This is a genomic window from Parafrankia colletiae (assembly GCF_001854655.1).
Lineage (GTDB): Bacteria > Actinomycetota > Actinomycetes > Frankiales > Frankiaceae > Parafrankia > Parafrankia colletiae.
On sequence record NZ_MBLM01000135.1, the window covers coordinates 1 to 11,208 of the forward strand.

11 protein-coding genes are annotated in these 11,208 nt (G+C 71.0%); 5 read left to right on the forward strand and 6 right to left on the reverse strand.

Going from position 1 to position 11,208, the window contains the following annotated elements; all coding sequences use genetic code 11:
* The coding region (locus tag CC117_RS22615; RefSeq protein ID WP_407673573.1) for a thiolase C-terminal domain-containing protein at positions 1 to 185 on the forward strand (185 nt) is incomplete at its 5' end.
* A gap of 59 nt (positions 186 to 244) precedes the next feature.
* Here the strand turns inward: CC117_RS22615 and CC117_RS22620 are convergent.
* Positions 245 to 925, reverse strand: coding sequence for an SAM-dependent methyltransferase (locus tag CC117_RS22620; RefSeq protein WP_071087485.1), 681 nt, complete (start codon positions 923 to 925; stop codon positions 245 to 247).
* Between the two features lie 476 nt (positions 926 to 1,401).
* On the opposite strand from CC117_RS22620, the gene CC117_RS22625 reads away from it, so the two are divergent.
* From CC117_RS22625 to CC117_RS22640, 4 genes are all read left to right on the forward strand, one after another.
* Positions 1,402 to 1,896 carry a MaoC family dehydratase gene (locus CC117_RS22625; protein ID WP_071087376.1) on the forward strand — a complete coding sequence of 165 codons (495 nt, stop codon included), beginning with the start codon at positions 1,402 to 1,404 and terminating at the stop codon, positions 1,894 to 1,896.
* Between the two features lie 48 nt (positions 1,897 to 1,944).
* The gene (locus CC117_RS22630) at positions 1,945 to 2,751 is read left to right on the forward strand and encodes an HpcH/HpaI aldolase/citrate lyase family protein (protein ID WP_071087378.1); all 807 of its coding nucleotides are present in this window, start codon (positions 1,945 to 1,947) and stop codon (positions 2,749 to 2,751) included.
* A gap of 49 nt (positions 2,752 to 2,800) precedes the next feature.
* Complete coding sequence (locus CC117_RS22635) at positions 2,801 to 3,463, forward strand: nitroreductase family protein (protein ID WP_071087380.1); 663 nt, start codon at positions 2,801 to 2,803, stop codon at positions 3,461 to 3,463.
* A 234-nt stretch (positions 3,464 to 3,697) separates the two neighbouring features.
* Complete coding sequence (locus tag CC117_RS22640; protein WP_241830330.1) at positions 3,698 to 4,603, forward strand: PaaI family thioesterase; 906 nt, start codon at positions 3,698 to 3,700, stop codon at positions 4,601 to 4,603.
* A 148-nt stretch (positions 4,604 to 4,751) separates the two neighbouring features.
* Here the strand turns inward: CC117_RS22640 and CC117_RS22645 are convergent, their stop codons facing one another.
* The 5 genes from CC117_RS22645 to CC117_RS22665 all read right to left on the reverse strand — a co-directional run bounded on the left by CC117_RS22645 (position 4,752) and on the right by CC117_RS22665 (position 11,068).
* Positions 4,752 to 6,314: an ABC transporter ATP-binding protein gene (locus CC117_RS22645; protein WP_241830331.1), complete on the reverse strand. Its 1,563-nt coding sequence runs from the start codon at positions 6,312 to 6,314 to the stop codon at positions 4,752 to 4,754.
* Complete coding sequence (locus tag CC117_RS22650; RefSeq protein WP_071087384.1) at positions 6,295 to 7,308, reverse strand: ABC transporter ATP-binding protein; 1,014 nt, start codon at positions 7,306 to 7,308, stop codon at positions 6,295 to 6,297. Before CC117_RS22650 ends, CC117_RS22645 begins: the two co-directional genes overlap by 20 nt.
* Positions 7,309 to 7,347: 39 nt before the next feature.
* Positions 7,348 to 8,910 carry an ABC transporter substrate-binding protein gene (locus CC117_RS22655; RefSeq protein WP_084132600.1) on the reverse strand — a complete coding sequence of 521 codons (1,563 nt, stop codon included), beginning with the start codon at positions 8,908 to 8,910 and terminating at the stop codon, positions 7,348 to 7,350.
* Positions 8,911 to 9,170: 260 nt separating this feature from the next.
* A complete protein-coding gene (locus CC117_RS22660; protein ID WP_071087389.1) occupies positions 9,171 to 10,118 on the reverse strand; it encodes an ABC transporter permease in 948 nt (315 codons plus the stop codon).
* Positions 10,115 to 11,068, reverse strand: coding sequence for an ABC transporter permease (locus tag CC117_RS22665; RefSeq protein WP_071087391.1), 954 nt, complete (start codon positions 11,066 to 11,068; stop codon positions 10,115 to 10,117). Before CC117_RS22665 ends, CC117_RS22660 begins: the two co-directional genes overlap by 4 nt.
* Positions 11,069 to 11,208: the final 140 nt, after the last annotated feature.

Genomic DNA, 11,208 nt, shown 5'->3' on the forward strand with positions numbered 1-11,208 from the left:
CCGACGGCGGGCTCATCGCCAACGGTGAACCGGTCGGCGCCTCCGGCCTGCGCCAGATCCACGAACTCGTCCTGCAGCTGCGCGGGCAGGCCGGGGACCGGCAGGTCCCCGGCACCCCCCGTGTGGGCTACGCCCAGCTCTACGGCGCACCAGGCACCGCCGGCGTCTCCATCATCACCACCTGACAGCCGTGCGGGTGGGGCGTCCCGGTGAGGCGCCCCACCCACACCGCACCCTGCCCCGACTACGTCGCAGGCCCGGCGCCTGCTGGTCCGCCGGGCCGGCGCAGCAGCAGGGCGTTCTCGACCCGGAAACCCACCTGTCCGTTCGGGCGGGACATCGGCGCCTCGTACATCTCCCGAAGCCCCACCGTCCAGCCGTCCACGGCCGTACCGAGCTCGGCGCGGACGTCGTCGGGGGTGGTGAGCCGGGTGTGCGGGACCGTCCTCGGCTGCCACGACGGCGCACCGGAGTGACTCGCGATCAGCAGGCTGCCACCGGGAGCGACCCGCRCCGCCGCCGCGCGGAGTACCTCGTCGCGGGGCATCCCCGTCGGGGAGTGCAGGAACATCGCGATGACCAGCCCGAACGGGCCAGCCGGCGGACCGTCGGTCAGGTCCTGGCACAGCCAGGAGATCCGGTCGGCGACACCCGCCGCCTGCGCGGCCCGGGCTCCCCGCTGGAGCGCGGTCGGCGAGACGTCGACCGCGGTGACCCGCCATCCGCGGGCCGCCAGCCACATCGCGTCACCGCCCTCGCCGCAGCCCAGGTCCAGCGCCGCCCCGGCCTCCGCGCCCGTCGCCGGGCGCCCCGCCGCCGCCGCGGAGCCGAGCTCGCGGACGAGCAGATCGTTGGGGGCGCCGGACCACATCCGTTCTGTCTCGCGGTAGCGCTTCTCCCAGAACCGACCGCACTCACTACGCACACCGGACGCCTCAGCGGCGGGGGAGACGCCAGCGGAGGAGGAAGGCCCTGTGTTCGGATGCCGGGTGTTCGGATGCGGGGTGCTCTCCGTCGTCGACCATGCCACGAGCCATCCTCCGGCCACCGGCAGCCACCGTGGACCCGACCAAGGGCACCGCGCCACTGGACCTTCGGCTGGCAGCGCCCTCCTGGCGCCGAGCCCGCCGCCGGATCCGCCGATGACGACGTTCCGGCGTAGTGCCCCGCTTCTCTGCTGCTGCCCGAGTTCAGTGCGGCGGTTCGCGGCCCGCCGACGGAAAGCGATGTTTGCCACCAGGAACACCGCATCGCTCGACCGTGATCCGGAAAGCTGATATGTGTACCCGACGGCAACAGGCGTCTCGCTGGTTGGTAGGCGCGTTGACAGTCGTGTTGTCAGGTCCGTACAGTACAGGACGTCATGCGTCGTGAAATCGGCGAAAACATTCAGGTGGAGATGTGACGCGCATTCAGCAGCGAGGGCTGTATTTCGAGGAACTGCAGACCGGTGTGGTCTATGCCCACAGCCCGGGCCGCACGGTCGGCGAGGCGGACAACACGCTGTTCTCCACCCTCACGATGAATCCGCAGAGTCTGCACCTTGACGCCGCGGCAAGCGCGTCGACGGAGTTCGGCGAGCGGCTCGTGAACAGCCTGATGACGATGTCCATCATGGTCGGCCTGAGCGTCGCGCAGCTCACCCAGGCGACCACCGTCGCCAACCTCGGGTTCGGCGAAATCGCCTTCCCGGCGCCGGTCCTGATCGGTGACACGCTCTACGCCGAGACGGAGGTCCTGTCGAAAAGGGACTCGCGGTCGCGGCCCGACAACGGCGTGGTCGTGTTCCAGCACCGGGCACTGAACCAGAAGGGTGTTCTTGTCGCCCGGGCCGACCGCACCGCGCTGATGCTGCGCGTCCCGGCTGGTTCCGGCGATTCCGCCGCGGCCGGCTGAACGGTCCGTGGTTCTGATGCGCCGGGCTGTGTCGAGCTGGGAGACAACGTGACCGAGTGGACCCTGGGATCATCCCTTCTGTTCTGCCCCGCCGACCGGCCGGAGCGATACGGGAAGGCGCTGGCGGCGGCCGACACCGTCATCATCGATCTTGAGGACGCCGTCGCCGCGGCGAACCGGCCCGAGGCCCGCAAGGCCCTCGTCGGGAACCCGGTGGATCCCGCCCGGGTGATCGTGCGGGTGAACCCGCGTACGACGGCCGACTACGACGAGGACATGCGCGCCCTGGCGCAGACCGAGTACCGGGTCATCATGCTGGCGAAGACGGAAAGCGCCCAGCAGGTCGAGGACGCCGCGCCCTACCAGGTCCTCGCGCTGTGTGAGACGGCACGCGGTGTGCTGGCATCCGCCGAGGTTGTACGCGCGCCGAACGTCGTCGGCGTCATGTGGGGCGCCGAGGACCTGATGGCCTCCCTCGGCGGCAGCGGCAGCCGCCTGCCGGACGGCACCTACCGCGACATCGCGCGGTTCGCGAAGTCCACGGTGCTGCTCAACGCAGCCGTCGCCGGGGTGCCCGCCATCGACACGGTGTTCCTGGACGTCGGCAATGTCCCCGCCCTGACCGCCGAGGCGGACGAGGCGGTCGCCTGCGGCTTCGTCGCGAAGGCCTGCATCCATCCGTCACAGGCCGCGGTGGTCCGCCAGGCCTTCCAGCCGTCCGCCGACGAGGTCGCCTGGGCGCGGCGGGTCGTGGCCGGCAGCGCGGACAGCGCGGTGTTCCTCCTCGACGGCCAGATGATCGACGCCCCGCTGGTGGCGCAGGCCCGTCAGATCCTGCGCCGGGCGGAGGGCTGAACCCGGCCGGCGGTGTCGCCGGCAGCGGTAGCGAAGGAGTTCAGGACAGATGAGTGATCTGGAACCCGGTGCGGCGCCCGCGATCGACCTGCGCGAGGCCATGCGCACCGCCCGGTCGCTGCGCCGGTTCCGGCCCGAACCGGTGTCCGACGAGGTGCTGGCCCGATGCCTGGAGGCCGCGACCTGGGCTCCGTCGGGCTCGAACGCGCAGGCGTGGAAGTTCCTGGTGCTGCGCTCGCCGGAGGTCCGCGCGGTGCTGGGCCCGGCGTTCCGGGAGGGCTGGGACTGGGTCCGCACCATCTACGGCCAGGCCGCGGAGGCGCCGCCGGCCGACGACACCTCGCGGCAGGCCCGGCTGACCCGCACGATGCTGCACCTGGTCGACAACTTCGAGAACGTGCCGGTCTACGTGCTGTTCTGCTATCGGCTGACCGGGTTCGTCCCGGAGTTCATCGAGGGCGGCTCGATCTTCCCGGCGATGCAGAACTTCCTGCTCGCTGCCCGCGCCGAGGGCCTCGGCACGGTACCCAGCACCTGGTTCACGTTCGCCGAGGACAAGCTGCGCTCGATCATCGGCATCCCGGACGACTGGCGTATCGCCGCGCTCGTGGCGGCCGGCTGGCCGGTGGGCAGGCACGGGCCGGTCCGCCGCCGCCCGCTGCACACCGTCACGGCTCTCGACACCTGGGACAACCCCTTCCTGACGCCCTGATCGCCGAACGCCCTGATCGGCGACCCGACGATCGCCGCCCTCGACCTCCCCTGACAATCCTGTGGACGTCCCGTCGGTGACCTGGCACCTCTGATGTGTCCTTGCTGACACGCACACAGCGTGGCTTGTCGTGGGCAGCAAGGCCCCCGGAGGATGCGAGAACCGGTAGTGCCCTTCGTCCCGACCTGGACGGATTGTCGCCACCGGCGGTGACCACGGGGAGGGGCTTCGTTCGTGACCAGCAGATCCGGTCTGGCACCAGGCGTCTCCGTCCCGCGTGCGCGGCAGATCCCGCAGGAGGACAGCGGGACTCCCGCCCCGGCCGGCGCAGCTGATCGGGGCGAGCCGGCCGAGCCGAGCGACGGCATCGGCGGCCCGCAGGCGCTCTTCCGGGTGTCGGGATACCGGCCCGGGCCGGACGGCACCGAGCTGTCGATGGCCGTGGGCCCCTGGCTGGACGGCGTCGGCGGCACGCCGGCGGTGGGCGCCCTCGGCATCCTGGCCGACGACGTGCTCGGCCGGCCCGTCTTCGTCAGCCGTCCGCCCGGCACGCATCTGGTCACCTTCGAGCTGTCGGTCGAGGTCGTCCTGCCGCCGCCGTGGGTCGGGCCGCGTCTGCTCGCGACCGGAACGGTCGTCGCCATCGACGCTGCCCGTGGCCTGTCCCGCTGCGAGATCGTCGACGGTACGGGACGCCTCGTCGCCACCGGTCGCGCACACCTGCGCATCGTTCCGGCCGGCTGGTCGCAGCCGGAGGGCATCCGCGCGAGCACTCTCACCGCCGCCGCCGACCTCTCGGCCCGCGACACCCTCGGCCCCGCCGGCTCGACCGGTGCCGGTCGCGGCGGCCCGATCGTCGTTCCGAACCGCCCCGAGTTCGGCAACGGCAGCGGCGCCGTGCATGGCGGCATCCTGTTCTGCGGCTCCGAGCAGGCGGCCGCCGCGGCAGATCCCCAGGGGCGCCTGACGACCGCCTCCGTCACCATCCACTACCTGCGCCGGGCCGACCTGGCGGATCCCGTCGTCTACGAGGTGCAGCCCGAGCACCAGGGGCGCTCGGTGGCCGTGTACCGGGTGACCGCCCGCGGCTCCGGCGGCAGGCCCTGCTCGATCGCCACGGTGGCCCGCACCGTCCGCTGACCCGCCTGACCCGCCTGACCCGCCTGACCCGCCTGACCCGCCTGACCCGGCGTCGGCGGATGACGGTACCGGGCTGCTGATCCCGGCCTGACAGGCGAAAGGGGGCGTCCCCCGACCGGGAGACGCCCCCTGCGCGTGCGGCGAGGCCTCAGATGTCGCTCTTCGCAGGCTCGCTCTTCACCGGCTCCGCCGCAGCCGCGGCGGGCTTCGCGGCCTCGGCCGTGGCCGCCGGCGCGGCCGGGACGACATCCTCGGCCGGGACGACATCCTCCGCAGAGGCTGCCGGCTCGGATGTCGTTGCGGCGGCGGCTTCGCCCGCGGATTCGGACTTCTCGACCACGGCAGCAGTCGCCACCGCCGCGGCTGGCACAGCCGCCTCCGCCGGCACGGACTTCGCTGCCGGCACGGGCTCCTCCACAGGGGCGGGTTTCTCCGCAGGGCTGGGCTTCTCCGCCGGAGCGGGCTTCTCCGCCGGAGCGGGCTTCTCCAGCGGCGCGGACTTCGCGCCAGCCGCGGACTCGTCCGTCGGGGCGGGCTTCTCCAGGGCCGCGGGCACAGCCACGGGATCGGTCCTGGCCTCGATCGTTGCCGCAGGCTCGACCGTTGCTGCAGGCTCGGCGGCGGCCGCAGGTACGGCTGCTGCCTCGGTCTCGCTGGTGGTCTCAGGTGTGCTCTCGGCCGCGGGCTCCTCCGCGGCCGGGGCGAGGGTCACGGTGGCGCCGAGGCTCAGCGGGAAGTGGCAGGCCGCGTACTGGCCGGGGCGGATCTCCTGGATCTCCGGCTCCTCGGCCGCGCACCGCTCCTCCGCCCGCGGGCACCGGGTCCGGAAACGGCACCCGGTCGGCGGTGAGAGCGGGGAGGGCAGGTCGCCTTCCAGCGCCGGGCCGGTGAACCCGCGCTCGGCGTCCGTCAACGGGACGGAGTCGAGCAGCGCGCGGGTGTAGGGGTGGGCGGGCTGGTCGTAGACCATGTCCGCGTCGCCGAACTCGCACACCTTGCCCAGGTACATGACCAGGACGTCGTCGCTGACCGCGCGCACGACCCCGAGGTCGTGGGCGATGAAGACGACGGTCAGGTTGAACTGGGCCTTCAGTTCCTCGATGAGGTTGAGGATCTGCGCCTGGACGGAGACGTCCAGGGCGGACACCGGCTCGTCACAGATCAGTAACTGCGGGTGCAGGGCGAGCGCGCGGCCGATCGCCACCCGCTGGGCCTGCCCACCGGAGAGCTGGCGGGGCATCATGTCGGCGAAGCGCTCGCTGCCCAGGCCGACCTGCTCCAGGATGGACGACGAGGTGGACGCCCGCTCCGCGGCCGGGGCGCCGGTCACCGCCAGGCCCTCGACGACGATGTCCTTCACGCTGCGCCGCGGGTTCAGAGACGCCACCGGGTCCTGGAAGATCATCTGAATGGAGCGCCGGAGCTCGCGCATCCTTTTCCCGCTGGCTTCGTCGATGCGCTCGCCGGCGAAGTCGATCTGACCCGCGGTCAGCCGGTCCAGGCGCAGTACCGCCCGCCCGGTGGTCGACTTGCCGCAGCCGGACTCGCCGACGATCCCGAGGGTCTCGCCGGGCAGGACGTCGAAGCTGACCTTCGAGACCGCCTGGACGACTCCTCCCTTCGTCGGGTACTCCACGACGAGGTCCCGCACGCTGAGCAGGGCCTCCTCGCCGCGCAGGTGCGCGGTGCCGCTACCGGCCAACGAGCTCACCTCCGGTGATCTGCTCGGTGCTGGTCTGCACCGGGCTCAGACACGCGACCTCGTGGTCGGTGCCGATGGAGACCATCTGTGGTCCGGGGTCACTGCAGGCCGCGTCGGCGTGCGAGCACCGGGCCGCGAAGCGGCAGCCCGGCGGCGGTGCCGTCGGGTCGGGCAGGGAGCCGGTGATGAGCCGCATCGGTGCATGCCGCTCGTGGTCGATGGTGGGGGTGGCCTCCAGCAGCGCGTGGGTGTAGCGGTGCCGGGGCGCGTCGAAGACCTCGCGGGTGGCGCCGCTCTCGGCGAGCTTCCCCGCGTACATGACCGCGGTCCGGTCGGTCCGGCCCGCGACGATCGCCAGGTCGTGGCTGATCAGGATCATCGACATGCCGTGGCTGCGCTGCACGCGGCGCAGCAGGTCGAGGATCTGGCGCTGCACGGTGACGTCCAGCGCGGTGGTTGGTTCGTCCGCGATGAGCAGCGTCGGCCGGCAGGCCAGCGCGGTCGCGATCATGACCCGCTGGCGCATGCCGCCGGACAGCTCGTGCGGATAGTTGCGCAGCCGCTTCTCGGGGTCGGGCACCCCGACCTCCTGAAGGAGGTCGAGGGCCCGGCCGTGCGCTTCGGTGCGGCTGACCCCGAGATGCTTGCGCATTCCCTCGGTCAGCTGGCGCTCCACCCGGACGACCGGGTTGAGCGACCGGCCGGGATCCTGGAACACCATCGCGATGTGCTTGCCCCAGATCTCGGCGCGTTGCTTGCGGGGGAGGGTGAGCAGGTCCCGGCCCTCGAAGAGCACCTGACCCGAGCATCCTGACCGCCCGGGCATCAGTCCCATGATCGCCCGGGCCATCACCGACTTGCCGGACCCGGACTCCCCGACCACGCCCAGGGCGTGCCCACGGTCGAGGTCAAGGGACACGTCGTCGACGGCCCGGACGACACCGCGCGGGGTGCCGATGTAGGCGCGCAGGTTGCGTACCTGCAGGACAGGTTCAGTACTCATGGGCGTGTGGGACCTCTCGTCCATCCTCCGGTCAGCCGACTACTTCTTGATCCAGATTTCCTCGGGCAGCAGCGAGCCGCTGCCGTACTGCTGGAGCCCGCCGACCGCCGGCCGCCCGATCGCGGCGAAGGTGGCCCGGGTGTAGTAGAGGATCGGAGACAGCTCGGCCAGCCGCTTCTGCACGGTGGCGTAGGCGGCCTTGCGCTCCGCGTCGGTGGTCGCGGTGCGCCCGGCGATCAGCGCGTCGGACAGCTGCTGGTCCTTGATGCCGGACAGGTTCGCCGGGGAGTCGACGGAGAACGCCGTCACCAGCCGCGGGTCGGGGCTGCGGAAGAACGAGGAGGAGACCAGGACGTCGAAGTCGTAGGTGGCGCGCAGCGCGGGGATCTGCGCGTAGTCGACCACCTTCACCTCGACCTTGACGTTCTTGAAGGCGCTCAGCTGCGCCTGGATGTTCTCGGCCAGCGAGCGGTTCTCGGTGGACGGGAAGCTGCTGAACGTGAAGGTGACCGGCTTGCCCTCGGCGGCGAGCTCGTCGAAGAGCTTCTGCGCCTTCGCCGGGTCGGTCTTGTGCAGCGGGATGTCCTCGAAGAGCGGGGAGTCCTTGGTGAACAGCGTCTCGGGGATCTCGGCGGTGCCGTCGTAGACGGCCAGGTTCGCCGACTCCAGGTCGACCGCGGCGTTGAACGCCTGCYGGGCACGCACGTCGTCGAAGGGCGCGCGGCGGGTGTTCAGCGCCATGAAGAAGCCGCCGTTGAGGCTCTCCACGTTGACCGACAGGGCGTCGGTGTTGGCCTTGTCGATGTTCTGCGGGTTCGAGTCGATCGCGACGTCGGCGCCACCGGTGGTCACCGTGTTCAGGCGCTGGTTGGCGTCAAGCACGGCACGCACGGTGAGGCTGTCGAGGTAGGGCTTGGGCGCGTCCCAGTACTTCGGGTTCTTGACCAGCTTGAGCTCGGCCTGGCGGGTCCAGCTCTCCAGGGTGAACGGCCCGGCGCCGATCGGGTCCTCGTCGAACGCGGCCGCGCCCTTCTGCAGCGCGGCGGGGGAGGCGATCCAGTTCAGGCAGCTGTTGATCACGGCTCCGGCGAAGGACGGGATCGGGCTGACCATGGTGACCTTGAGGGTCTGGGCGTCGACGACCTCGGTGGAGGAGACGAGCGTCGCCTCGGCGAGGTGGGTCGAGCGGTTCGCCGGGTCCTTGTAGCGGTCCCAGTTGAACTTGACGGCCTCGGCGTCGAGCGGAGTGCCGTCGGAGAAGACCAGGCCGGAGCGGAGCTTCAGGGTGAAGGTGGCGCCCTCGTCGGTGGTCTCGAACGACTCGRCCATCTTGTACTGGGTCTTGCCGCTGGCGTCGTCGATCAGGAGCGTGCCGTAGAGCGCGTTGCCGATGGCGGCCGAGGTCGGCGCGGCGTTGCCGAGCACCGCGGGGTCGAGAGTGCTCGGGTCGCTGAGGGCGAGGATCCGCCCTGTGCCACCGGCCACCGCCTCACCCGCGGCTCCTGAGGAGGACGAGGTGTCGGCCTTGTCGCTGTCGCTGCTGCTGCTTCCGCCGCCGCAGGCCCCCAGAGCAAGTGCTGCGCTACAGAGGATCGCCGTCATGGCAATCCGGGTGTTCCTTAACATTCCGTGCCTTTCGCTGTGTCGGAGCGGGGAGACGCGGGCACGGGGTCCCAGGTCCGTGCACCGGTCAGGAATGGAACTCGATCCAGCGCTCCACGGGTCGCGCTGTCGCGGCTCAGAAGCCGGTGCTCCGCGGGGTCCGGCGCGGTACGGGCGACCAGGTGGAGCGCAATCGCCGTGCCTGCGGACCGGATCAGGTCGACAGTGCCGATGGTGGCGAGGGGAGGCGGCGGACCGGGCTAGTCGCGCATCGTCCGGTCGAACCGGCGGCGCAGGTGGTCGCCGGCCTGGTTCAGCGCGAACACCGTCAGGAAGATCGCGGCGGCCGGGACGAACACCATGTGCGGCGCGGTCTCGATGGCCTCCTTGCCGTCCGAGATCATCCCGCCCCAGCTGGGCTGGGGCGGTGGGATGCCGACGCCCAGGAAGCTCAGGGAGCCCTCGGCGACGATCAGTGCCGCCATCACCACGGGCAGGAACGCRCCCAGCGGGGGGAGCAGGTTCGGCAGGATCTCCTTGACCAGGATCCGACTGTGGCTGGCGCCCATGTTCCGGGCCGCAGTGACGAACTCACGGGACGACCAGGCGAGCGTGTTGGCGATCGCGAGGCGGATGAACGTGGGGATGATCAGCAGCGTCAGGCCGAACAGCAGCGTCTTCACGCTGGGCGTGAGGATCGCCGAGAGGGCCAGCAGGAGGATCAGCGGCGGGAAGGCGAGCATCGCGTCGGTGACCAGGCTGATGGTCGTCTTGGTGCCGCGGCCGAGGTAGCCCGCGATCATGCCGAGCAGGGTGCCGACGGCCGCGCCGATCAGCCCGGCGGCGGTGCCGATGAGCAGGGACACCCGGGCCCCGTAGACACAGCGGGAGAGGAGCGACCGGCCCTGCTGGTCGGTGCCCAGCAGCATGTCGAGGGACTCGAAGCTCGGTGGCTGGCGTGGCCGGCCGATCGGGATGGAGTAGGAGGCCAGYGGCAGCACGTCGGCCAGCGCGGCCAGCAGGATCGTCGCGATCAGCCAGGCGTAGGACAGGTACACCAGGATCGAGCGGGGCTGGTGCACGCGCGGGACATCCGGCAGGCCGCCGGTGGCGACCGGGGTGGCGCCGGCGGGGCCGACGGCCGTCGCGGCGCTCTCGGAGTCTGCGGGTAAGGGGGTGGCGCTCTCCACCACGTCGGGGCTGGTCATGCGGTGGCCGCCTTCCTGACACGCGGGTCGAGCCAGCCGTAGCTGAGATCCACGATCATGTTGATCACCACGTAGACCACGGCGATGAACACGACCACACCCTGGACGGTGATGATGTCACGGGCGGTGATCGAGTAGATCACGAGCTGCCCGAGGCCCGGAAGGGCGAAGAACGACTCGACGATCACGGTGCCGCCGATCAGCCGGCCGAGGTTGATGCCGACGAGCGTGACGAGGGAGAACGACGAGGGGCGCAGCGCGTGCCGGGCCATCACGTAGCTCGGGCCCATGCCCTTGGCGCGGGCGGCCCCGATGAAGTCCTCGCGCAGCGTGCTGATCAGGTCGGTGCGCAGCAGCCGGTGGAACGAGGCGATCTCCGTCAGGGAGATCGCGATGACGGGCAGGACCACCCCTCGCAGGTTCTCGCCGAGGTCCTCGCTGATGCGGGTCCAGCCCGTGACCGGGAACCAGCCGGTCTGGAGGGCGAACAGGTAGACGAGGACGGGGCCGGCGATGAAGGCGGGGACGGAGAGGAAGACGCTGGACAGGGCCGCGATCGCCCGGTCGAGCGGGGAGCCGGGCCAGGTCGCCGACAGCACGGCCAGACCGATGGCGATGACGAGCGCCACGATCAGGCCCAGCGCGGCCAGCTCCAGGGTCACCGGCAGGCGCTCGAAGATCGCGTCCAGGACCGGTTGGTGGGTGATCGGCGACTCGCCGAGGTCGCCGGTGACGGCGTCGCCTAGCCAGTGCACGTACTGGGACCACAGGGGCCGGTCGAGTCCGAGCTCGGCGTTGAGTGCGTCGATCGCCTCGGGCGTCGCGTTCTCTCCCAGGATGACAGAGGCGGCAGACCCCGGAGCCAGGCTCAGCAGCACCACAGCCCCCATGGTCACCAGTAAGACCACGAGCAGGGCGCGCCCTACACGTCTCGCAGCAGTGAGCAGCATGCAGCTCGCTTCCTTGATCCTTCGAAGGTCGCACGGACAACGACCGAACCGACCTGCGTTACATCACTGACGGCGAATACGCCGATATGTCGTGGGCAAGGTTATAGCCGGAGATCGAGCGATTGCCAACATTGTGCCGT